At 71.7% G+C, this 23,028-nt stretch carries 21 protein-coding genes and 1 pseudogene; 17 read left to right on the top strand and 5 right to left on the bottom strand.

Going from position 1 to position 23,028, the window contains the following annotated elements:
* Positions 1–71 precede the first annotated feature (71 nt).
* Together ID574_RS55370 and ID574_RS55365 are read left to right on the top strand one after the other, a co-directional pair.
* A complete protein-coding gene (locus tag ID574_RS55370) occupies positions 72–776 on the top strand; it encodes a ThuA domain-containing protein (protein ID WP_188197151.1) in 705 nt (234 codons plus the stop codon).
* Positions 761–1,867 carry a Gfo/Idh/MocA family protein gene (locus ID574_RS55365; RefSeq protein WP_188197150.1) on the top strand — a complete coding sequence of 369 codons (1,107 nt, stop codon included), beginning with the start codon at positions 761–763 and terminating at the stop codon, positions 1,865–1,867. Before ID574_RS55370 ends, ID574_RS55365 begins: the two co-directional genes overlap by 16 nt.
* A gap of 18 nt (positions 1,868–1,885) precedes the next feature.
* Here the strand turns inward: ID574_RS55365 and ID574_RS55360 are convergent, their stop codons facing one another.
* Entirely contained in the window at positions 1,886–2,623 is a 738-nt protein-coding gene (locus tag ID574_RS55360; protein WP_188197149.1) for a GntR family transcriptional regulator, read from the bottom strand.
* 170 nt (positions 2,624–2,793) lie between these two features.
* Between ID574_RS55360 and ID574_RS55355 the strand changes: the two genes are divergently transcribed.
* The 10 genes from ID574_RS55355 to ID574_RS55310 all read left to right on the top strand — a co-directional run bounded on the left by ID574_RS55355 (position 2,794) and on the right by ID574_RS55310 (position 14,023).
* Positions 2,794–3,804 carry a Gfo/Idh/MocA family protein gene (locus ID574_RS55355; protein ID WP_188197148.1) on the top strand — a complete coding sequence of 337 codons (1,011 nt, stop codon included), beginning with the start codon at positions 2,794–2,796 and terminating at the stop codon, positions 3,802–3,804.
* Positions 3,801–4,700, top strand: a complete 900-nt coding sequence (locus ID574_RS55350; protein ID WP_188197147.1) for a TIM barrel protein — start codon at positions 3,801–3,803, stop codon at positions 4,698–4,700. The genes ID574_RS55355 and ID574_RS55350 overlap by 4 nt, the downstream gene beginning before the upstream one ends.
* On the top strand, positions 4,700–5,644 hold the full coding sequence (gene iolC / locus ID574_RS55345) for a 5-dehydro-2-deoxygluconokinase (protein WP_188197146.1): 945 nt from the start codon (positions 4,700–4,702) through the stop codon (positions 5,642–5,644). The genes ID574_RS55350 and iolC overlap by 1 nt, the downstream gene beginning before the upstream one ends.
* Entirely contained in the window at positions 5,641–6,540 is a 900-nt protein-coding gene (locus ID574_RS55340) for a class I fructose-bisphosphate aldolase (protein WP_188197145.1), read from the top strand. The genes iolC and ID574_RS55340 overlap by 4 nt, the downstream gene beginning before the upstream one ends.
* Positions 6,537–7,454, top strand: a complete 918-nt coding sequence (gene iolB, locus ID574_RS55335; RefSeq protein WP_188197144.1) for a 5-deoxy-glucuronate isomerase — start codon at positions 6,537–6,539, stop codon at positions 7,452–7,454. The genes ID574_RS55340 and iolB overlap by 4 nt, the downstream gene beginning before the upstream one ends.
* A complete protein-coding gene (gene iolD, locus ID574_RS55330) occupies positions 7,451–9,418 on the top strand; it encodes a 3D-(3,5/4)-trihydroxycyclohexane-1,2-dione acylhydrolase (decyclizing) (RefSeq protein WP_188197143.1) in 1,968 nt (655 codons plus the stop codon). Before iolB ends, iolD begins: the two co-directional genes overlap by 4 nt.
* A gap of 150 nt (positions 9,419–9,568) precedes the next feature.
* On the top strand, positions 9,569–10,558 hold the full coding sequence (locus tag ID574_RS55325) for a sugar ABC transporter substrate-binding protein (RefSeq protein ID WP_188197142.1): 990 nt from the start codon (positions 9,569–9,571) through the stop codon (positions 10,556–10,558).
* 6 nt (positions 10,559–10,564) lie between these two features.
* Positions 10,565–11,620 carry an ABC transporter permease gene (locus ID574_RS55320; RefSeq protein ID WP_188197141.1) on the top strand — a complete coding sequence of 352 codons (1,056 nt, stop codon included), beginning with the start codon at positions 10,565–10,567 and terminating at the stop codon, positions 11,618–11,620.
* Positions 11,617–12,495 carry an ATP-binding cassette domain-containing protein gene (locus tag ID574_RS55315; RefSeq protein WP_188197140.1) on the top strand — a complete coding sequence of 293 codons (879 nt, stop codon included), beginning with the start codon at positions 11,617–11,619 and terminating at the stop codon, positions 12,493–12,495. The genes ID574_RS55320 and ID574_RS55315 overlap by 4 nt, the downstream gene beginning before the upstream one ends.
* 34 nt (positions 12,496–12,529) lie before the next feature.
* Entirely contained in the window at positions 12,530–14,023 is a 1,494-nt protein-coding gene (locus tag ID574_RS55310; protein WP_188197139.1) for a CoA-acylating methylmalonate-semialdehyde dehydrogenase, read from the top strand.
* A 378-nt stretch (positions 14,024–14,401) separates the two neighbouring features.
* On the opposite strand, the gene ID574_RS55305 is transcribed toward ID574_RS55310, so the two are convergent.
* Positions 14,402–15,448, bottom strand: coding sequence for a LacI family DNA-binding transcriptional regulator (locus tag ID574_RS55305; RefSeq protein WP_188197138.1), 1,047 nt, complete (start codon positions 15,446–15,448; stop codon positions 14,402–14,404).
* A gap of 149 nt (positions 15,449–15,597) precedes the next feature.
* Between ID574_RS55305 and ID574_RS55300 the strand changes: the two genes are divergently transcribed.
* The 4 genes from ID574_RS55300 (at position 15,598) to ID574_RS55285 (ending at position 19,992) form a co-directional block, all read left to right on the top strand.
* The gene (locus tag ID574_RS55300; protein WP_188197137.1) at positions 15,598–16,380 is read left to right on the top strand and encodes a TIM barrel protein; all 783 of its coding nucleotides are present in this window, start codon (positions 15,598–15,600) and stop codon (positions 16,378–16,380) included.
* 21 nt (positions 16,381–16,401) lie between these two features.
* The gene (locus tag ID574_RS55295) at positions 16,402–17,427 is read left to right on the top strand and encodes a Gfo/Idh/MocA family oxidoreductase (protein ID WP_188197136.1); all 1,026 of its coding nucleotides are present in this window, start codon (positions 16,402–16,404) and stop codon (positions 17,425–17,427) included.
* A 162-nt stretch (positions 17,428–17,589) separates the two neighbouring features.
* Positions 17,590–19,311, top strand: coding sequence for a VanW family protein (locus ID574_RS55290; RefSeq protein ID WP_188197135.1), 1,722 nt, complete (start codon positions 17,590–17,592; stop codon positions 19,309–19,311).
* 165 nt (positions 19,312–19,476) lie between these two features.
* The gene (locus ID574_RS55285; RefSeq protein ID WP_188197134.1) at positions 19,477–19,992 is read left to right on the top strand and encodes a DUF4396 domain-containing protein; all 516 of its coding nucleotides are present in this window, start codon (positions 19,477–19,479) and stop codon (positions 19,990–19,992) included.
* 52 nt (positions 19,993–20,044) lie between these two features.
* Here the strand turns inward: ID574_RS55285 and cadA are convergent.
* From cadA to ID574_RS55270, 3 genes and pseudogenes are all read right to left on the bottom strand, one after another.
* A pseudogene (gene cadA, locus ID574_RS55280) lies at positions 20,045–21,555 on the bottom strand (cadmium family heavy metal-translocating P-type ATPase); the annotation flags it as partial.
* A complete protein-coding gene (locus ID574_RS55275; RefSeq protein ID WP_336245663.1) occupies positions 21,530–22,162 on the bottom strand; it encodes a hypothetical protein in 633 nt (210 codons plus the stop codon). The gene ID574_RS55275 and the pseudogene cadA, both read right to left, overlap by 26 nt.
* A gap of 117 nt (positions 22,163–22,279) precedes the next feature.
* Positions 22,280–22,492 (bottom strand): heavy-metal-associated domain-containing protein, encoded by a 213-nt coding sequence (locus ID574_RS55270; RefSeq protein WP_188195916.1) that lies wholly within the window; start codon positions 22,490–22,492, stop codon positions 22,280–22,282.
* Between the two features lie 176 nt (positions 22,493–22,668).
* On the opposite strand from ID574_RS55270, the gene ID574_RS55265 reads away from it, so the two are divergent.
* A partial coding sequence (locus ID574_RS55265; RefSeq protein ID WP_188197133.1) for an MFS transporter occupies positions 22,669–23,028 on the top strand: 360 nt, incomplete at its 3' end.

Here is a 23,028-nt window from a genome sequence, read left to right as displayed (position 1 = left end):
AGCCCCGTCTGTCCACTTTTGACATGAGATGCGACGATCGGACCGTTGACCGTTGAGCGATAGGTGAATGCATGACAGACGACCATGGCCGAAGGGCTCTCGTGGTGCGGGGCGGCTGGGAGGGGCATGCCCCGGTGGAGGCCACCGAGCTCTTCATCCCCTACCTCGAGAAGCAGGGGTTCGAGGTGCATCGGGCGGACTCCCCGGCCCCGTACGCGGACTCCGCGTTCATGTCCGGCGTCGATCTCATCGTGCAGTGCTACACGATGGGCACCATCGAGCCGGAGGAGCTGCGCGGGCTGGAGGCCGCGATCCGGGCGGGCACCGGGATGGCCGGCTGGCACGGCGGCATCGCCGACTCCTTCCGCAACTCCTCCGACTACCTGCACCTCATCGGCGGGCAGTTCGCCTGCCACCCGGGCAAGGACCCGGCCGAGCGGGACGGCTCGCAGGCCGACAACTTCGTGCCGTACACCGTGAACATGCTGCCCGAGGCCGCCGCCCACCCGATCACCGCGGGGATCGCGGACTTCGACCTGGTCACCGAGCAGTACTGGGTGCTGACCGACGACTACGTCGACGTGCTGGCCACGACCACCCAGAAGGTCCGCCCGTGGGACCCCTGGCACCGGGAGGTCACCTCGCCGGCGATCTGGACCCGCAGGTGGGGCGACGGGCGGATCTTCGTCACCACTCCGGGCCACAGTCTCGACGTCCTGCACCACGACAGCGTGCGGACCATCATCGAAAGGGGGATGTCGTGGGCCAGCCGGTGAACGTCGGCGTCGTCGGGTGCGGCGCCATCTCGGCCCAGTATTTCCGCACCATCGACCGTCTGCCGCGGCTGCGGCTGGTGGCGGTGGCCGACCTGGACCCCGACCGGGCACGGGAGGCGGTGCGGCCCTACCCGGGGGTCGAGGTGCTGACGGTGGCGGAGCTGATGGCCGATCCGCGCGTGGACGTCGTGCTCAACCTGACCGTCCCGGCCGCCCACGCCGAGATCGCGCTCGCCGCGATCGACGCGGGCAAGGACGTCTACTGCGAGAAGCCCCTCGCCGCGACCGCGGTGGAGGCCACGCGGATGTTGCGGGCGGCGTCCGCCGCGGGGGTGCGCGTGGGCTGCGCGCCCGACACGGTGTTAGGCACGGGCACGCAGACGGCGCGCAAGGCGATCGACGACGGACTGATCGGCCGGCCGGTGGCGGCGACCGCCACGATGGTGACGCCGGGCCACGAGCGCTGGCATCCCAACCCCGACTTCTACTACCTGCCCGGGGGCGGCCCGCTCCTGGACATGGGCCCGTACTACATCACCAGCCTGGTGACGCTGCTCGGCCCCGTGGCGAGGGTCGTCGGGGCCGCGAGCCGGTCGCGAGCCAAGCGCACGATCGGCTCGGGCCCACGGCGGGGCGAGGAGATCCCGGTCAGCGTGGACACCCACGTGACCGGCGTGCTCGTGCACGCCTCCGGCGCGCTGTCCACGCTGGTGATGAGCTTCGACGCGGCGGCGACCAGGGCGCCCCACATCGAGGTGCACGGTGAGAAGGGCTCGCTCGTCGTCCCCGACCCCAACCGTTTCGACGGCGCCGTCCAGGTGTCGGGAGTGGGAGAGGAGGGGTGGCGGGAGCTGCCCGTGTCGGCCGGCTACGTGGACGCCGGGCGCGGCGTGGGCCTGGCGGACTTCGCCTCGACCCCGGCCGGCGTGGAGCCCCGAGCCGGCGGATCGCTGGCCTACCACGTGCTCGACGTCATGGAGTCGCTGCTCGCCTCGGCGCACTCCGGAGCGGCGGTGGCCATCGCCGGCACATGTGAACGCCCCAGGCCCGTGGCACTGCTCCCCGCCGAGGGCATGGGCGACCTGGTCTGACGGTCTCGCGCCCAGGTGTCACCGCTGGTCGATCAGGACCTCGATGCTGTAGTCCTGGGCGCGATAGCAGTGGTCGCCGTGCTCCACCGCGTTGCCCTCGGAGTCGAAGGCGGTGCGGGTCATCGTGAGAACGGGTTCGGCCGCCTTCAGCAGCAGGTGGCGCCGCTCGGGCGCGCTCGGGGGGCGGGCCCCGATCGACTGGGCGGCGACCACGGGCCGCGCCCCGCGGGTGCGCAGCAGGGCGTAGAGCCCCGATCCCTCGAGGTCCTCGCGGGTGATGCCGTGGTATGCCGGCGGCAGCCAGTTGCTCATGAGGGCCAGCGGCCGGTCGCCGGAGTAACGCAACCGGACGATCAGCAGCAGGTCGGCGTCCGGGGACAGGTCGAGCGCGGCGGCCACCCGCTCGTCCCGCACCAGCTCGTGCCGCAGGACGCTGGTCGAGGGCCGGCCGCCTGCCCGGCAGAGGTCGTCGTAGAGGCTGGTGAGCTCCGCGCGCCGGTGCACCTTCGGGTTCGCGACCATGGTGCCGACCCCTCGCCGGCGCAGCACCAGCCCGCGATCGACCAGCTCCTGAATGGCCTGGCGCACCGTCGGGCGCGCCAGGTTGAGCCGCCCGGCGAGGGCCATCTCGTTCTCGAGCTGGTCGCCGGGCCGCAGCCGCCCGCTGGCGATCGCCTCCCGCAGCTGCTCGGCGAGCTGATGGTAGAGAGGCACGGGGGAAGAGCGATCGATCGTCACGCCCACTTGGACTGCCACAGCGCGAGTGTACCTCTGCTCGTGAATATGACGTTACGCAATGATGTCAGGACAAAGTCTTGACGACGGCGTGTTCACAAGGCAGGCTTCAAATCATCGCCGGGTGGCCCTTGACCAGGGATGAGGCACGGCGTGAGACGACCCAACGACGTGAATTGGACAGGACGCGAATGCGCATCGGGCTCGCGGGCGTCGGAAGGATAGGCGCCTTCCACGCCAAGACTCTGGCCGCTCTCGACTACGTCGACGAGCTGGTCGTGACGGACTCCGACATCGAGGCCGCCAAGCGCGTCGCCACCGAGCTCGGCCTCGAGGTGGCTCCGGACGCCGAGGCGCTGCTGGCCTCGGGCGTCGACGGCTTCGTGATCGCCACTGCCACGCCGGGGCACGCGCCGCTGCTGCGCCAGGCCGTCGCCGCCGGGGTGCCGGCCTTCTGCGAGAAGCCCGTGGCGGCCACCCTGAAGGAGACCATCGACCTGGCCGACCTCGTCGCGGCCGCCGGCGTGCCGGTGCACGTCGGCTTCCAGCGCCGCTTCGACGCCGGATACCGGCGCGCGCAGGCGGCGGTCGCCTCCGGCGAGCTCGGATTCGTCCACACCATCCGGGCCAACACCCACGACCAGGCCCCGCCGCACGCCGCCTACATCCCGACCTCCGGCGGCATCTTCCGCGACTGCAACGTGCACGACTTCGACATCCTCCGCTTCGTCACGGGGCGCGAGGTGGCCACCGTCTACGCCACGGGCGCCAACAAGGGCGCGCCCTTCTTCGCCGAGGCGGGAGACGTCGACACCGGCGCCGCCCTGCTGACCCTGGACGACGGCACGATGGTCCTGGTCTCCTCGACCCGCTACCACGGCGGCGGCCACGACGTCCGGATGGAGATCCACGGCGAGAAGGGCGCCATCGCCGTCGGACTGGACCACTCGCTGGCGATGCGCTCGGCGGAGGAGGGCGTCGACTTCCCGCGCGGGCCGCAGAAGTGGTCGTTCATGGAGCGGTTCCTGCCCGCGTACCAGGCCGAGCTCACCGCGTTCGCGGACGTCGTCCGCGGCGAGCTCCCCTCCCCCTGCACGGTCCGCGACGCGCTCGAGGCCTTCCGCATCGCGGAGGCGTGTGAGCTGTCCCGGGCCGAGCGCAGGCCCGTCGCACTCTCCGAGATCGAAGGGATCGACAAGTGAGCACTCCCGTGGCCGACCGCATCGCCGGTGCCCCCATCTCGTGGGGGGTCTGCGAGGTCCCCGGCTGGGGCCATCAGCTCGACCCCGACACCGTGCTGCGCCAGATGCGCGAGCTGGGCCTGTCCGCCACCGAGTTCGGCCCCGACGGCTTCCTCCCCGACGACCCGCAGGCCAAGGCCGCGACCCTGGCCGGGTACGGGCTGAAGGCGGTCGGCCAGTTCGTCCCGGTCGTCCTGCACGACCCCGGCCACGACCCGCTCCCCGAGGTCGAACGGGCCATGGAGGGCCTGGTCGCGGCCGGCGCCTCCACCGTCGTCCTGGCCGCCGCCACCGGCCGGGAGGGCTACGACGACCGCCCGGCCCTCGACGAGTCCGGCTGGGCCACCCTGCTGGGCAACCTCGACCGCATCACCGGCGCCGCCTCCGCCCGAGGCCTCGTCGCCACGCTCCACCCGCACGTCGGCACCATGATCGAGAGCGGCGAGGAGACCGCCCGCGTGCTGGAGGGCAGCCGCGTGGGCCTGTGCCTCGACACCGGGCACCTGCTGATCGGCGGCGGCGACCCGGTCGCGGTCGCCCGCGAGCACCCCGGCCGCATCGCCCACGTCCACCTCAAGGACGTCCGGCTCGACTGGGCGCGGCGCGTCCAGGCCGGCGAGGAGACCTACACCGGGGCCGTGGCCGGCGGGATGTACGTCCCGCTCGGCGCGGGCGACGTCGACATCGCGGCCATCGTCTCCGCCCTGGAGAGCCACGGCTACACCGGCTGGTACGTGCTGGAGCAGGACACCATCCTCACCGGCGCGCCCGCTGCGGGCGGCGACGGGCCGGATCCGGCCGCGGACGTCCGGGCGAGCGTCGAGCACCTGCTCACCGTGGCCAAGGCGGGGACCTGATGGCGGCGTACGACCTGGTGGCCATCGGCCGGTGCGGGGTGGACATCTACCCGCTCGACCACGGCGTCGGCCTGGAGGACGTGGAGCGGTTCGCCAAGTTCCTGGGCGGCAGCGCGACCAACGTGGCGGTGGCCGCGGCCCGGTACGGCCGCCGCTCGGCGATCATCACGCGGACCGGCCGCGACCCGTTCGGCCGCTACGTCCGCCGGGAGCTGCGCGGCTTCGGCGTGGACGACGCCTTCGCCGGCGAGGTCGACGGCCCGCCGACACCGGTGACGTTCTGCGAGATCTTCCCTCCGGACAACTTTCCGCTGTACTTCTACCGCTATCCGATCGCCCCCGATCTGATGATCGAGCCGGACGAGATCCCGTTCGACGCCGTCCGCGAGGCCGGGGTCTTCTGGGCCACCGTCACGGGGCTGTCGCAGGAGCCGTCTCGCTCGGCGCACTTCGCCGCCTGGGAGGCCCGCGGCCGCCGCGCGCACACCGTGCTCGACCTCGACTACCGGCCCATGTTCTGGCCCGACCCCGGCGAGGCCGGCGCGCAGGTCGGCAAGGCGCTGGAGCACGTCACGGTCGCGGTCGGCAACCGCGAGGAGTGCGAGGTCGCCGTCGGCGAGACCGACCCGCGGCGGGCCGCGGACGCCCTGCTGGAGCGGGGCGTGGAGCTCGCGATCGTGAAGCAGGGCCCCAAGGGGGTGCTCGCCGCGACCGCCGGCGAGCGCGTCGAGGTGCCACCCTTCCCCGTCGAGGTCGTCAACGGCCTCGGCGCCGGCGACGCCTTCGGCGGCGCCCTGGTCCACGGCCTGCTCAACGGCTGGGACCTGACCCGCATCCTGCGGTTCGCGAACGTGGCCGGCGCCATCGTCGCCGGCAAGCTGGAATGCTCCAGCGCCATGCCTACAGAAGACGAGGTCGAGGCCATGCTGGAGGGAGGACGATGACCCAGACGTCGAGCCGTCCGAGCATCGCGGATCTGACGGAGATCCGGGTACGCGAGCCCCGCCGCATCGCCGAAGGCTGGTCCGCCCGCAAGCGGCGCGACCTGGTGGGCGTGGACGGCAGGCTGCTCATCGTGGCCGCCGACCACCCGGCCCGCGGCGCGCTCGGCGTGCGGTCGGACCGGCAGGCGATGGCCTCGCGCAGCAACCTGCTGGAGCGGCTGGCCACGGCGCTGTCCCGGCCGGGCGTGGACGGCGTGCTCGGCACGCCCGACATCCTGGACGACCTGCTGCTGATGGGGGCGTTGGAGGACAAGGTCGCGATCGGGTCGATGAACCGGGGCGGCCTGCAGGGCGCGGTCTTCGAGCTGGACGACCGCTTCACCGCCTACACCCCGCAGGAGATCGTCGCCCGCGGTCTGGAGGGCGGCAAGATGCTCACCCGCATCTGCCTGGACGACCCCGGAACGGCGGCCACGCTGGAGGCCAGCGGCCGGGCGGTCAGCGAGCTGGCGGCGCACGGCGTCATGGCGATGGTGGAGCCGTTCCTGTCGGTGCGCCATGAAGGGCGGGTGCACAACCTGCTCGATCCCGACTCGACCATCACCTCCATCCACATCGCCGCCGGGCTGGGCGCCACCAGCCAGCACACCTGGCTGAAGCTCCCCGTGGTCGAGGAGCTGGAGCGCGTCATGGACGCCACGACGCTGCCGACCCTGCTGCTGGGCGGCGACCCCACCGGCCATCCCGACGAGACGTACGCCTCCTGGCAGCGGGCCCTGGACCTGCCCGCCGTGCGGGGGCTGGTCGTGGGTCGGGCGCTGCTGTTCCCGCCGGACGGCGACGTGGCCGCGGCCGTGGACATCGCCTCTGCCCTGGTGCACGGGAGTGGATCATGAACGACAACGGGCGCTGGGTCCGGCCGTACGGCACGGCCGCCGAGGGCGCCTTCCAGGTGTCGATCACCGATGCCGTGCCCGGGTGGGCCCACACGAGCCTGCGCGTGGCCACGCTGGAGCCGTTCGCCCAGGTGGAGCTGGCCACCGGGGACAACGAGATCATCGTGGTGCCCCTGAGCGGCGGGGTGGACGTCACGGCGGCCGACCACGCCGGGCAGCACCACAAGGCCCGGCTCGCCGGGCGGGAGAGCGTGTTCGCCGGACCCTCCGACGTCGCCTACGTCCCGCGGGGTGCGAACCTGACGGTCACCACCGGGGAGGGCCCGGCGAAGGTGGCCCTCTGCGGCGCGAAGGCGGCCAAGCGGGCCGAGCCGCTGCCGTTCCGGCACCTGCCTGCGGGCGACGTGCCCGTCGAGCTGCGCGGCGCCGGCACGGCCTCGCGCGAGGTGCGCAACTTCGGGGTGCCGCAGGTGCTCGACGCCGACTCGATCATCGCGTGCGAGGTCATCACACCCGCCGGCAACTGGAGCTCCTACCCGCCGCACAAGCACGACGAGGAGCGCGACGGCGTGGAGACCGAGCTCGAGGAGATCTACTACTTCGAGGTGCGGGCCGAGCCGGGCGCGCCCGACGGCGCGGACCCGATCGGCTACCAGCGCGTGTACGGCACCGCCGAGCGCCCCATCGACGTGCTCGCCGAGGTGCGCACCGGCGACGTCGTGCTCGTGCCGCACGGTTGGCACGGTCCCGCGATGGCCCCGCCCGGCTACGACCTCTACTACCTCAACGTGATGGCCGGCCCCGGCGCGAGCCGGGCCTGGCTGATCTGCGACGACCCCGCCCACGGCTGGGTGCGCAGGACGTGGGCGCAGCAGGACACCGATCCCCGACTGCCGATGGGAGGACCCCGATGACCGCCACCAGGGTCGCGGACTCGGCGACATCAGGTACCGTGCGGCTCACCGTGAGCCAGGCCGTCGTGCGTTTCCTGGCCGCCCAATGGAGCGAGCGCGACGGCCGCCGCCAGAAGCTGTTCGCCGGGTGCTTCGGGATCTTCGGCCACGGCAACGTCGCCGGTCTCGGCCAGGCCCTGCTGCAGGACGAGCTCGCCGGGCAGGAGGACCGGCTGCCGTACGTGCTGGCCCGCAACGAGCAGGCGATGGTGCACACCGCCGTGGCGTACGCGCGGCAGAAGGACCGGCTCCAGACCTGGGCGTGCACCGCGTCCGTCGGCCCCGGCTCGACGAACATGCTCACCGGGGCCGCGCTGGCCACCGTCAACCGGCTGCCGGTGCTGCTGCTGCCCTCGGGCACGTTCGCGACGAGGGTGGCGACGCCGGTGCTGCAGGAGCTGGAGGTCCCGTACGCGGCCGACGTCACCGTCAACGACGCCTTCCGCCCGCTGTCGCGCTTCTTCGACCGGGTCAACCGGCCGGACCAGCTGCCCTCGGCGCTGCTCGGCGCCATGCGGGTGCTGACCGACCCGGTGGAGACCGGGGCGGTGACGATCGCGCTGCCGCAGGACGTGCAGGCCGAGGCGTTCGACTGGCCGGTGGAGCTGTTCGCCCCGCGGGTGTGGCGGATCGGCCGGCCGCTGCCGGAGGCCGCCGACCTCGCCGACGCCGCCGCGCTCATCCGCGCGGCCCGGCGGCCGTTCGTCGTGGCGGGCGGCGGCGTGCACTACTCCGGCGCCGAGGAGGCCCTGCGCGCGTTCTGCGAGGCGACCGGGATCCCGGTCGGCGAGAGCCAGGCCGGCAAGGGCTCCCTGCCGCACGGCCACCCGCAGGCGATGGGCGCGGTCGGCTCGACCGGCACCACCGCCGCCAACGCGCTGGCCGCGGAGGCCGACCTGGTCATCGGGATCGGCACCCGCTACAGCGACTTCACCACCGCCTCGCGCACCGCGTTCCAGGACCCGGGCGTGCGCTTCGTCAACATCAACGTCGCCCGTTTCGACGCCGGCAAGCTCGCCGGCCTGTCGGTGGTGGCCGACGCCCGGGAGGCCCTGACGGCGCTCACCGCGGCGCTGGACGGCCATCAGGTGGACGCGGCCTACCGCGACCGCCAGGCCGCGCTGTGGCGCGAGTGGGACGCGGCGGTGGAGGCTGCCCACAACCCGCCGGCCGAGGTCACCGACGCGCTCGCCGACGGCGTGCTCACCCAGGGCACGGTGCTCGGCTGCGTCAACGAGCTGTCCGACCCCGAGGACGTGGTGGTGTGCGCGGCCGGCTCCATGCCGGGCGATCTGCACAAGCTGTGGCGGGTCCGCGACCGCAAGGGCTACCACGTCGAGTACGGCTACTCCTGCATGGGCTACGAGATCCCCGGCGGCATCGGCGTGCGGCTGGCGGACCCGGGCCGGGACGTCTTCGTCATGGTAGGCGACGGCTCCTACCTGATGATGCCGACCGAGCTGGTCACCGCCGTCCAGGAACGCGTGAAGATCATCGTCGTCCTGGTGCAGAACCACGGCTTCCACTCCATCGGCTCGCTTTCGGAGTCGCTCGGCTCGCAGCGGTTCGGCACCAGCTACCGCTACCGCAACGAGACCACCGGCCGCCTCGACGGGGACCGGCTGCCGGTCGATCTCGCGGCCAGCGCCCGCAGCTTCGGCGCCACCGTGATCGAGGTACGCGACCGCAAGGAGCTCGAGCAGGCGATCAAGGACGCCAAGGCGGCTCCGGCGGACGGCGGCCCCGTCGTCATCCACGTCGAGACCGACCCGATGGTGCACGCCCCGGACAGCGGGTCCTGGTGGGACGTCCCGGTCAGCCAGGTCAGCGAGCTCGACAGCACCCGCCGTGCCTATGACGCGTACACGGCGAGCAAGGCCGCGCAGCGCCCGCACGTGGCGCCGCCCGACCGGACGGGACCGTGACGGGGTCCGGTCCCACTGACCTTCCCGCACAGGGGGGTGCGGGGACATGCCGCCGGTGCTTACGGCGCCGGCGGCACATCACACCGAAACAGCACCAAACCACCCCCGATCCGTCCCTTCCAGGCGGCGGATGACGAAAGGCAGAGAACAGTGGCCCGCACATCCAAATTCGCCGTGCTGGTGACCAGCACCGTGGCGGCGCTCTCCTTGGCCGCGTGCAGCTCCAGCGGAGGCAAGCAGAGCACCAGCGAGTCGGCCGCGCCCGCGTCCGCGAGCGGCACGCCCACGATGACGGTCGCGTTCATCACGCACGCGGCCCCCGGCGACACTTTCTGGGACCTGGTGCGCAAGGGCGCCGAGGCGGCGGCCGCGAAGAGCAACATCGAGCTGCAGTACCAGTCGGACCCGGACGGCGCGAACCAGGCCAACCTCGTGCAGTCGGCCATCGACAAGAAGGTCGACGGCATCGCGGTCACCCTGGCCAAGCCCGACGCCATGAAGGCCAACGTGGAGAAGGCCGTGAAGGCCAGCATCCCGGTCACCGCGCTCAACGGCGGCATCGACAGCTGGAAGAGCATGGGCGTCCTCAGCTACTTCGGCCAGGACGAGAAGATCGCCGGCGAGGCGGCCGGCGAGCGGCTGAAGGCCGACGGCGCGAAGAAGGCGCTGTGCGTCATCCAGGAGCAGGGCCACGTCGGCCTCGAGGCCCGGTGCGACGGCACCAAGTCGGCCTTCCCCGACACCGAGAAGATCTACGTCACCGGCACCGACATGCCGAGCGTGCAGTCGGCCATCACCTCCAAGCTCCAGCAGGACTCCAGCATCGACCGGGTGCTGACCCTCGGCGCGCCGTTCGCGCTGACCGCGGTCAAGTCGGTCAAGGACGCCAACAGCTCCGCCAAGGTCGTCACCTTCGACACCAACGAGGAGCTGGTGGGCGCCATCAAGAACGGCCAGGTGGAGTGGGCGGTCGACCAGCAGCCCTACCTCCAGGGCTACCTGGCGGTCGACAGCCTGTGGCTCTACAAGAACAACGGCAACACCATCGGCGGCGGCCAGGCGACCCTGACCGGCCCGGCGTTCATCGACAAGACCAACGTCGCCGCCGTCGAGCAGTTCGCCGCCAAGGGCACGAGGTGAGATGACATGACTGCTGCGGCTACCGAGCCGAGCAGGGCGGAGGCGATCCGGGACGACCGGGTCGCCACCCGTTCGCTCGCGGCGCGGATGCTGAGCCGGCCCGAGGTCGGCTCACTCGTCGGCGCGATCGTGATCTTCGCGCTCTTCATGCTGGTGGCGGTGCCCTTCCGCAACGTCGCCAACATCGGCACGATCCTCTACGGCGCCTCGACGATCGGCATCATGGCCGTCCCGGTGGCGCTGCTCATGATCGGCGGCGAGTTCGACCTGTCCGCGGGCGTCGCGGTGACCACCTCCGGCCTCGCCGCGTCCCTGCTCGCCTGGAACTTCGGCCTCAACGTCTGGGTGGGCGTCTTCCTGGCGCTCGCCCTCTCCCTGGCCGTCGGCGCGTTCAACGGCTGGCTGCTGTTCAAAACAGGGTTGCCCAGCTTCCTCGTCACGCTGGGCACCTTCTTCGTCCTCCAAGGCATCAACCTCGGCGTCACGCGGCTGCTCACCGGCAACGTCGCCACGGCGGACATCTCCGACATGGATGGCTTCGCCAGCGCGCAGCAGGTGTTCGGCTCCGAGATCTCGCTCGGCCCGATCAACCTGAAGATCACGGTGCTCTACTGGGTCGTGCTGACCGTCGTCGCCGCCCACATCCTGCTGCGCAGGCAGGTGGGCAACTGGATCTTCGCCGTCGGCGGGGACGCCTCCGCGGCCCGCGCGATCGGCGTGCCGGTGCGGGCCACGAAGATCGGCCTCTTCATGGCCGTGGGGTTCTGCGCCTGGCTGTCCGGCATGCACCTGCTGTTCCAGTTCAACACGGTCCAGTCGGGTGAGGGCGTCGGCAAGGAGTTCATCTTCATCATCGCCGCGGTGATCGGCGGCTGCCTGCTCACCGGCGGGTACGGCTCGGTGGTCGGCGCCTCGGTCGGCGCACTGATCTTCGGCATGACCCAGCTCGGCATCAACTACGCCGGGTGGAACCCCGACTGGTTCAAGGCCTTCCTCGGCGTGATGCTGCTGCTGGCGACCATCGTGAACGTGTACGTCAAGAGGAAGGCGGACCTGCGATGAGCGTGGCGGCCACTCCCATCCTCGAGCTCGAGGACATCGGCAAGAGCTACGGCAACGTCCACGCGCTGCGCGGCTGCAGCCTGCGCGTCCGCCAGGGCGAGGTCACCTGCGTGCTCGGTGACAACGGCGCCGGCAAGTCCACCCTGATCAAGATCGTCTCCGGCCTGCACGACCACACCGACGGCGTCATGAAGGTCGACGGCGAGCCCTGCCGCTTCGGCTCGCCGCGCGAGGCGCAGGCCACCGGGATCGCCACGGTCTACCAGGACCTCGCGCTCGCGCCCCTGATGTCGGTGTGGCGGAACTTCTTCCTCGGCAACGAGATCCGCCGAGGGCCCCTGCGCGTGCTGGACATCGACCGCATGAAGCAGATCTGCCACGACGAGCTGGCCAAGATGGGGATCGTCATCCCCGATCTGGACCGGCCGGTGGGCGGGCTGTCCGGCGGCCAGCGCCAGTGCATCGCCATCGCCCGGGCCATCTACTTCGGGGCCAGGGTGATCATCCTCGACGAGCCGACCGCCGCGCTCGGCGTCAAGCAGTCCGGCGTCGTGCTCAAGTACATCGTCAAGGCCCGCGACGCCGGCCTCGGCGTCATCTTCATCACCCACAACCCCCACCACGCCTACCTCGTCGGCAACCACTTCGTGGTGCTCAAGCTGGGCCGGGTCGTGCTCGACGCGCACCGCGACGAGCTGTCGCTGGAGCAGCTGACCGCCGAGATGGCCGGCGGGCAGGAGCTTCAGGAGCTCAGCCACGAGCTGAGCGGGGCGGACCCGGGCAAGGTCGCCGCGCCCGCCGCGGTCGAGCACGGGCAGGTCGAGGCGCCCGACCTCCCGCCCGTCATGGAAGCAGAGGAAGAACGGACGGCGTGAGCCCATCGCCCCGCGACCCGGAAGGACGACTACGTTGACCACCCGCATCACCCACCTCATCGGGGGCCGCTCCTGGGAGGGCGTCTCCGAGCGCACCGGCGAGGTCCACAACCCGGCGTCCGGCGCCGTCACCGGTCGCGTGGACTTCGCCTCCGCCGAGCTCGTCGGCGACGCCGTCGCGACGGCCCAGGCGGCCTGGCCGGGCTGGGCCGGCGCGTCGCTGGCCAAGCGCGCCCAGGTGCTGTTCGCCTTCCGCGAGCTGCTCAACGCCCGCAAGCACGAGATCGCCGCGCTCATCACGGCCGAGCACGGCAAGGTCCTCGACGACGCGCTCGGGGAGGTCACGCGGGGGCTCGAGGTCGCCGAGTTCGCCTGCGGGATCCCGCACCTGCTCAAGGGAGGGTTCAGCGAGAACGTCTCCACCCGGGTCGACGTGTACTCGATCCGCCAGCCGCTCGGCGTCGTGGCCGTGATCTCGCCGTTCAACTTCCCCGCCATGGTGCCGCTGTGGTTCGTCCCGGTCGCCATCGCCTGCGGCAACGCGGTGATCCTCAAGCCCAGCGAGAAGGACCCCTCGGCGGCCGTCGCCGTGGCGCGCCTGTGGTCCGAGGCCGGCCTGCCCGACGGGGTCATGAACGTCGTGCACGGCGACAAGGAGGCCGTGGACGCGCTGCTCACCCACCCCGACGTGAAGGCCGTCTCGTTCGTCGGCTCCACCCCGATCGCCCGGTACGTCTACGAGACCGGCACCGCGCACGGCAAGCGCGTCCAGGCGCTCGGCGGCGCCAAGAACCACATGCTCGTCCTGCCCGACGCCGACCTCGACCTCACCGCCGACGCCGCCGTCAACGCCGGCTTCGGCTCGGCCGGCGAGCGCTGCATGGCGATCTCGGCGCTCGTCGCCGTCGACACCATCGCCGACGAGCTCGTCGAGAAGATCAAGGACCGCATGAGCAAGCTGCGCACCGGCGACGGCACCCGCGGCTGCGACATGGGGCCGCTCGTCACCCGCCAGCACCGCGACAAGGTGGCCGGCTACGTCGAGGAGGGCGTCGCCGCGGGCGCGACCCTCGTCGTGGACGGCCGGGAGGGCGACTTCGACGGCGGCGAGGACGGCTTCTGGCTCGGCCCGACCCTGTTCGACAACGTCACGCCGGACATGTCCATCTACCGTGACGAGATCTTCGGCCCGGTGCTGTCCGTCGTCCGCGTGAAGTCCTACGACGAAGGCCTGAACCTGATCAACGCCAACCCGTACGGCAACGGCACGGCCATCTTCACCAACGACGGCGGGGCGGCGCGGCGCTTCCAGAACGAGGTGGAGGTCGGCATGGTGGGCATCAACGTGCCGATCCCGGTGCCGGTGTCCTACTACTCCTTCGGCGGCTGGAAGAACAGCCTGTTCGGCGACACGCACGCGCACGGGACCGAGGGGGTGCACTTCTTCACCCGCGGCAAGGTCGTCACCTCCCGCTGGCTCGACCCCAGCCACGGCGGCCTCAACCTGGGCTTCCCCCAGAACGACTGACGCCCGCCCCGGACCGGACGAACGCGCCGGCCGGAGAAAGACGTCCGCCGAGGAGACCCCTCGCCCTCCTCGGCGGCGCTCGCCCCCGGGGTAGGCGACCATCCCGCCGCGCCCCGGGGCCGCGAGCCCTCTCCCCCACGATGCCTCACGCCCGGAACCGCGGCCCGGCCCACGCCGTCACGTCAGCGGCCTGGCCGGAGGCCCGAGGCGCACGACGGGCGGGCGACGTCCGTCCGCTCCCGCCCCGTGCATTCCGTAGCGCCACGCTGCGACCACGGCGAACGCAGGTCACCCACACCAGCGGCGCACCCCCACCAGGCTCAGGGAGGGCCCGCAGGACGCAGGAGACCCGGCACCAGCCGGGCGCCAAAGCAACGGTCAGCCGGGTGCGGGGCCACGGCCCGCCGCGGGTGCAGCTGTGGTGCTGCGCGGCACGAGGTGCGGCGCGACGACGATCTCCGTCTCGGCGGCCGGCTCCCCCTCCAGCCGCTCGATGGCCCGTCCGACGGCCAGGCTCGTCAGGCGTGGGATGTCCTGCCCGACGGTGGTGAGGTCGATGTGCGCGAGCCGGGCCAGGTGGCTGTCGTCGAAGCCGACGACGGAGACCTCCCCTGGAACCGCCACGCCCGCACGCAGGAACGTGTCGAGCACGCCCGTGGCGCACCGGTCGTTGAAGGCCAGAACCGCGGTCGGCGCGGCACCGGCGCCGAGCAGCGTGCGCGCGGCCGCCGCGCCGTCCTCCTCGGTCAGCCCGCCCGGGAGGATCCGGACATGGCGGGACAGCCCATGGCGGCCCATCGCGGTGCGATACCCCCGGCGCCGATCCGCGGCACCGGGCGCCGTGCCACCGTCGATGTGGGCGATGTCGCGGTGGCCGAGGGCGACCAGGTGGTCGACGGCCTGGCGGGCGCCTTCGTCGTCGGCGGTCCGTACGACGTCCACGCCCGCCGTCCGGCGCAGCCGCCGGGCCACGGAGACGACCGGCAGCTGGGCCGCGAGCTCGGCGAGCCGTGCGGCGGGGGCCTGCGGGCCGAGCAGGATCAGCGCCTCGCAGCGGTCGGCGAGCAACGTCTCCACGGCATGCCGCTCCCCGCGGCTGGGCGCGACGGCGCTGAGCGCGATCTGGTAACCGGCGGGCTCGGCCGCCGCGTAGATGCCCTCCACCAGATCGGCGTGGAACGGGTGCTGAAGCCCGAACTGCACGCCGAGCAGCCGCGTCCGGCTGCTGCGCAGCAGCCGCGCCCGGGCGTCGGGCCGGTAGCCGATCTCCTTGGCCGCGCGCAGCACGTGCTCGCGGGTGCGGTCGCTGGCGCCCTTGGCGCCGCGCATGACGATGGAGACCAGCGCCGTGGACACGCCCGCCCGCGCCGCGACGTCGGCGAGGGTGGGCCGCTTTCCCTCCGAGCCACCGGCGGTCGGTGCCACCGCTTCACCCACCTCCCCGTCCGGGCGCGAACGCGCTGCTCCACCATACTGCAACGTTCTAGTCCGGTGAGCCACGAAGCCTTGACAAGGCCACTCACCTGCTGGCCTACTACTGGAGAACTAGAACGTTATAGAAGAGCAGGTGACGGATGTACACGTTGGCGGTCTGTGCCGAGATGGTCTTCACGGATCTGCCGGTCGAGGAGCGGGCGCGGCGCATCCACGACGCCGGGTTCCAGGTCGAGATCTGGGACTGGAGCCGGCACGACCTGGCCGCCCTGGAGCGCACCGGGGCCGCGTTCTCCTCGATGACGGGCTACCTCCGCGGCAGCCTGACGGACCTGGACGGGGCGGCGGAGCTGCTCCGCACCGCCGAGGAGTCGATCAGGGCCGCCGAGCGGCTGGGCTGCCCCAGGCTCAACCTGCACGGCACGGGCCTCGACGCCCAGGGGCTGCCGGTGACGCCGGTGACCACCGCGGCCACCGGCCCGATGTGGATCGCCGCGTACCGCACGCTCACGAGCCTCGCCGAGCTCGGCGAGCGGGCCGGCGTGGTCTTCACCTTGGAGAACCTCAACACCGCCGTCGACCACCCGGGAGTGCCGTTCGCGACGGCCGCCGACACCCTCGCCCTGGTCGCGGCCGTGAACCGGCCGGGGCTGCGGATGAACCTCGACCTGTATCACGCGCAGATCGGCGAGGGAAACCTCATCGAGCTGGTCCGCCGCGCCCACACCCTCGGACTGATCGGCGAGATCCAGGTGGCCGACGTGCCCGGCCGCCGCGAGCCCGGCACCGGGGAGATCAACTACCCGGCCGTCGCCCGCGCCCTCGCCGGCCTCGGCTACGACGGCACCGTCGCGATGGAGGCGTGGGCCTCCCGCGACGGCGACCTCGCCCTGGAACGTTTCCGCTCCGCCTTCACCCTCTGAACCTCAGCTACGGAGACGCACATGACCACCCGGCACCCCCTCGCCGTCGGCCTCCTCGGCACCGGACGGATGGGCTCCTTCCACGCCGAGACCCTCGCCCACCGCCTTCCCGGCGTCCGGCTCGCCGCCCTCGCCGACCCCGTACCGGGCGCCGCGCGGCGCCTCGGCGACCGGCTCGGCTGCTCCAAGGCGACGACCGACGTCGGCGAGGTGCTCGACGACCCGGACATCGACGCCGTGGTGATCGTCACCCCCGCGCGCACCCACGCCGGTCTCGTCGAGGCGGCGGCCCGGGCGGGCAAGGCCGTGTACTGCGAGAAGCCCATGGCCGTCACCCTCGCCGAGGCCGACCGCGCCATCGCGGCCGCCGGCAAGGCGGGCGTGCCGCTCCAGGTGGGCTTCAACCGGCGGTACGACACCGGCTTCCGCGCCGCCCACGACAAGATCGCAGCCGGCGACATCGGCACCCCTCAGCTGCTGCGCTCCCTGACCCGCGACCCGAAGCTCGCCGACCCGGCCCGTGTGCCGCCGTGGACGATCTTCCTCGAGACCCTCATCCACGACTTCGACACCCTGCGCTTCCTCAACCCGGGCGCCGAAGCCGTCGAGATCTTCGCCATGGCCGACGCCCTGGTCCGCCCCGACTTCAAGGAGCAGGGCCTGCTCGACACCGCCCTGGTCACCGTCCGCTTCGACAACGGCGCCATCGCCACGGCCGAGGCCAGCTTCCAGGCCGTCTACGGCTACGACGTGCGCGGCGAGGTCTTCGGTTCGGCAGGCATGCTCACCATGGGCGACATCCGCAGCACCCACCTCACCGCCTACGGCCCGGGCGGCGCCACCGCCGAGTGCGTCACCTACGACCAGGACCTCTTCCACGACGCGTACGTGGCCGAGCTCGCCGACTTCGCCGACCGGGTCCGCACCGGGCGGCCGCCCGCGGTCACCGGAGAGGACGCCCGCGCCGCCCTCTCCATCGCCCTCGCCGCCATCGAGTCGATCACCACCGGCGCCCCCGTCCGCACCGGCGACCTGGAACGCCTATGAGACCGGCAACCGCCCTTGCCGGCCCATGAGGGAAGCCCTACGCCGACGACAGCAGGATGGGGCGGGTATGGTATAGCCCCGGGGGCAGGACCTGGACATCGACGCCGAGGAGGACGTCATCGACGTGGCTGCGAGCAGCCCCGCCCCGCACCCGAGGGGATCATGAGTACCGGCCCGCTTCGCCGTCGCCTGCCTTCCCAGGGCGTGATGAGCGTCCTGCGCTCGCGACGCGTGCTCATTCCGGCCGCCGTCGTCGTCCTCGTCGCGGTGCTCGCGTACGGCGTGCCCGCCATCGCGCTCGCGGGCAAGGTCCCCCCGGGCACCCGCGTGGACGGCGTGGACATCAGCGGCCTCTCCCCCGAGGCCGCCCGCACCCGGCTCGAAGGCGAACTGGGCAAGCGGTCGGCGCAGCGGTTGACGTTGGTCGCGGCCGGCGAGCGCAAGCGCGTCACCCCCGCCGAGCTCGGGCTCGGCTTCGACGCGCGGGCCACGGTCGAGGCCGCGATGGCCGGCGCCGTCACCCCCGCGGGCATCGCCCGCTCCCTCTTCGGCAGCCGCCAGATCCCGCCCGCCGTCACCGTGGACGAGCAGCGGCTCACCGCCGGGCTCACGAGCCTGGCCAAGGGCGTGGACACCAAGCCGGTGGAGGGCGGCATCCGCTACCGGGGGCTGGAGCCGCGGCCCGTGCTCCCGAAGCCCGGCCGCACGCTGGACGTCGACTCAGCGGCGAGCGCCGTGCGGGCGGCCTTCGCGGCCGCCCGGACGTCCGTCGAGCTGGACGTCCGGGAGACGCCTCCCACGCTCACCGCCGCCGTGGTCCGGCGCGCCGCCGCGACGACCGCGCGTACGGCGATCGCGTCCCCTCTCACGCTCACCAGCGGCGGCAAGGAAGCCACCGTGTCCAAGGAGCAGTTGGCCGCCGGCCTGCGCTTCGTCGCCGACGGCAAGGGCGGCCTGCGCCCGTCCTTCAACGCCGGGAAGATCGCACCGGACGTCGCCAAGGCGCTGGTGATCACCCCGCCGAAGGACGCATCCTTCAAGATCGTCAAGGGCAAGCCGCAGGTCATCCCCTCCCGAGCGGGGCGCGGCGCCGACATGAAGGCGCTCGGTCCGGCCGTCTCACAGGCCGTGGCGACCGGCAGCCGCCGCGTCGAGCTGCCCGCCACGCAGCGGCAACCCCGCGTCACCACGGCGCAGGCGAAAAAGCTGGGCGTCAAGGAGAGGGTCAGCTCCTACACCACCCACCACCCGTGCTGCGCGCCCCGCGTGACCAACATCCACCGCATCGCCGACATCGTCGACGGGTACGTGGTCAAGCCCGGCGAGACCTTCTCGCTCAACGGCGTGGTCGGCAAGCGGGACAGGGCGCGCGGTTTCGTCGAGGCGCCGATGATCCTCAACAACCGGTTCGTGAACGACGTGGGCGGCGGTGTCTCCCAGTTCGCGACCACCATGTTCAACGCCGTCTTCTTCGGCGGCTTCCAGGACGTCCAGCACCGCGCACACCAGTTCTACATCTCCCGCTACCCGGCCGGCCGCGAATCCACGGTCTCCTACCCGCAGCCGGACTTCCGTTGGCGCAACGACTCGCCGTACGGGGTGCTCATCAAGACGTCGTACACCGGGACCTCCATCACCGTGCAGTTCTGGAGCACCAAGCGCTACGACATCGAGTCAGAGAGCTCCGGGCGCTACAACATCAAGCCCATCGAGAACCTCACCGACTCGGATCCCGAGTGCATCCCCATGGAGGGCGCGGAGGGTTTCGCCATCGACGTGTGGCGGATCTTCAAGAAGGACGGGAAGGTGGTGCGCAAGCAGCGCTTCCACACCGTGTACGACGCCGAGCCCCGCCTCACCTGCGAGCCCTCCCGACAGGACTGATCACCATCCGCGCCTGCCACCGGGACTACTATTCCCTATAGTGACAGCGCCTCCATTCGAAGCGCTGCCCATCGCTCCCGCAGCTCCTTCTCTCTCGCGGTGCGCCCTTTTTCCTTTATACCCCATACCGGTACACTGTGATCCCCACTACTATGGAGGATCATCATGGACCACAACGGTCACCATCATCCGACCCCCGACCCCGCCGGCCATCACGACCACTCGTCCGCCGCACCCGCGGCCACGTGGGGCATGGCCGCGCAGGCGACCCTCCACTGCCTGACGGGCTGCGCCATCGGCGAGGTGCTGGGCATGGTGATCGGCACGGCCGTCGGACTGTCCGACCTGGCCACGGTGGCGCTGGCGGTGGCGTTGGCCTTCGTGTTCGGCTACGCGCTGACCATGCGTGGCGTGCTGCGTGCCGGAGTCGGCTTCCGAAGCGCGTTGAAGGTCGCGCTGGCCGCGGACACCATCTCCATCGCGGTGATGGAGATCCTGGACAACGCGGTGATGCTGACCGTGCCGGGCGCCATGGAGGCGGGCCTGGCCAGTTGGGTGTTCTGGGTGTCGCTGGCCGGGGCCTTGCTGGTGGCGTTCGTCCTGACGACGCCGGTGAACAAGTGGCTGATCTCCCGGGGGAAGGGTCATGCGGTGATACACCAGTACCACCAGGGCCATTGAGTGAGTTGTGGCCGAAGGCGGTGATCGCCTTCGGCCACAGAGGGGACATCTCCTACGTGAAGCGGCGTAGCCGCAGGCTGTTGCTCACCACGAACACGCTGGAGAACGCCATCGCCGCACCCGCGATCATCGGGTTCAGCAGGCCCAGCGCCGCCAGCGGCAGGGCGGCCACGTTGTAGGCGAACGCCCAGAACAGATTCCCCTTGATCGTCGACAGCGTCCGGCGCGACAACCGCAACGCATCAGCCGCCACCCGCAGATCACCTCGCACCAGCGTCAGATCGGAAGCCTCGATCGCGGCGTCGGTGCCCGTGCCCATCGCCAGCCCCAGATCCGCCTGGGCCAGCGCGGCGGCGTCGTTGACCCCATCCCCCACCATCGCCACGATCTTGCCCTCGCCCTGGAGCCGCTTGACCACATCGACCTTGCCCGCAGGCAGCACCTCGGCGATCACCCCCTCGATGCCCACCTCCGCCGCCACCGTCTTGGCCACCGCCTCGTTGTCACCGGTCAGCAGCACCGGCGCCCGCAGCTGCGCGATCGCCTCCCTGCTGGTCGGCTTGACCACATCGGCCACCACCAGCACCGCGTGGCCGTCCACGACGCCCGGCACGCCGAGCCCCTCGACGTTGGCGAAGTCCTCCACCTTCGCCTCCACCATCGCCTCCGACTGTGCCGCCCGGGCGATCGCCCGCGCGATCGGATGCTCAGAGGCGTGCTCCAGCGCACCCGCCAGCCGCAACGCCTCCTCCCGGTCCTTCCCCTCGGCCACGTGCACGGCGACCAGGCTCATCCGGCCCTCGGTGACCGTGCCGGTCTTGTCCAGCACGATCGTGTCCACCGTGCGGGTGGACTCCAGCACCTCCGGCCCCTTGATCAAAATCCCCAGCTGGGCGCCACGGCCGGTGCCCACCAGCAACGCGGTCGGAGTGGCCAACCCCAGCGCGCACGGGCACGCGATGATCAACACCGCCACCGCGGCGGTGAACGCCGCCGCCGCACCCTCCCCGGTGCCGAGCCAGAACCCCAGCGTGCCCACGGCGAGGGCGATCACGATCGGCACGAAGATGCCCGAGATGCGGTCGGCCAGCCGCTGCACCGCCGCCTTACCCGTCTGCGCCTCCTCCACCAGCCGCGCCAGCTGCGCCAGCTGCGTGTCGGCGCCCACCCGGCTCGCCCTGACGATCAGCCGACCCCCGCATTGACCGTCGCCCCGGTCACCCCGTCGCCGGGCCGGACCTCGACCGGCACGGACTCCCCGGTCAGCATCGAAGCATCCACCGCCGAGGAGCCCTCGACGACCACCCCGTCGGTGGCGATCTTCTCCCCCGGCCGCACCACGAACGTGTCCCCGACTTTGAGCTGGCCGGTGGGGACGCGGCGGCCGTCGGCCAGTTCCACCTCCTTGGCGCCCAACTCCGACAGCGCCTGCGACGCCGCCCCCGCCCGCCGCTTGGAGCGAGACTCGAAGTAACGGCCCGCCAGGATGAACGCCGTCACCCCGGCCGCCGCCTCCAGATAGATGTTGCCCGACCCGTCACCGCGGGCGATGGTGAACTCGAACCGGCTCGGCCGCCGGCTCAGGGCGCGCCGGCTCAGCGCGGCCGGTCCCGGCCCGGGCGGTGAAGCCCGCGGTGCGGACCTTACCGCCGTGCTGGAAGTCCACAAACAGCCGGTAGCCGCCGCTGCTGGGCACCTCGGCATAGAAGGTGATCTCCGGGCCCGCCTGCGCACCGTCGTCCGGATGCACATGCAGATACGCCAGATCACCCGCCCGCAGCGCGACCAGATGACCGTAAGCGCCCAGATACGGCTGCAGGTCGGTCACCGGCTTACCGTCCTTGCTCACCGTAAGCGTCAGCTTGCTGGACCGGCCCGGCACCAGATCACCGCTCAGCGTCACCGTATGGCCGTCCACCGTCGCCGTGCGGCTCACCCCGGCCGGCGCCCGCGGCGCGTAGTCACCGGCGGCCAGCAGATCCGCCCCCAGCGTCAGCTTCACCGACCACACCCCATCGGCGGCCATCTCCGGATGCAGGTGCTGAAAGCTCGCCAGATCCCGCGAGACCACGATGAAATGCATCTTCTTCTCGTGCTCGACCTCATACCCGGTCACCGGCTCGCCGTCCGGCCCGGTCACCGTGAACCGGAAGTCCGTGGGCCGTCCCATGCTCCCTCTTCACCGGGGCGGTGGGACCGACCTGGCCCACCGCGTTCCCGACACCCAGGGCGCCGCCGAAGACGGCGGTCAGCCCCACGACATAGGCGCCCAGCCTGGTTACGGTGTTCATGCCGAAGACGCCACCTCATAGCCGGCCTCCTCGACCGCGGCCACGATCTCCGCCGCGTCGACCGGCCCGTCGCTGCCGACCGTCAGCAGGCCGCTGGCCAGGTCCACCTCCACCGAGGTGACCCCCGCGACCTCACCGACCTCCTCCTTCACCGAGCTCACGCAGTGGCCGCAGGTCATGCCCTTGACGGTGTAGGTAGCGGTAGCCATGTCAATCAACCCTTTCCAGTGATGTTCGTCAGGAACGAAGCCTCAACGTACTATACCCCCCTACCGTACTCAAGACAGCTCACAGCCGCTTGACATATACCCCCTGGCCGTATAAATCTCTCCAGGCATACCCGCCTATACCCTACGGGGGTAAGGCTTACTGACTGGAGAGACTCATGTCCGCACCATCCCCCCGGCGCTGGACCGCCCTGGCCCTGATCGCCACCGCCCAGTTCATCGTCATCATGGACACGTCGATCATCGGCGTGGCCCTCCCCCGCATCCAGGAAGACCTCGGCTTCACCCAGGAAAACCTCTCCTGGGTCTTCAACGCCTACGTCGTCGCCTTCGGCGGGCTCCTCCTGCTCGGCGGCCGCCTGTCCGACCTGTTCGGCGCCCGCCGCCTCTTCGGCGCCGGCTGGCTGATCCTGCTCATCGGCTCGTTCGCGGCCGGCATCGCCCCCGAGGTGTGGGTCGAGCTGGCCGGTCGCCTCATCCAGGGCGCCGGGGCGGCTCTGATCGCCCCGTCAGCGCTC

It is taken from the genome of Nonomuraea sp. SYSU D8015, assembly GCF_008065375.1.
Taxonomy (GTDB): Bacteria; Actinomycetota; Actinomycetes; order Streptosporangiales; family Streptosporangiaceae; genus Nonomuraea.
Note: the sequence above shows the minus strand (reverse complement) of the source record. Positions and strands in the feature narration are given on the sequence as shown.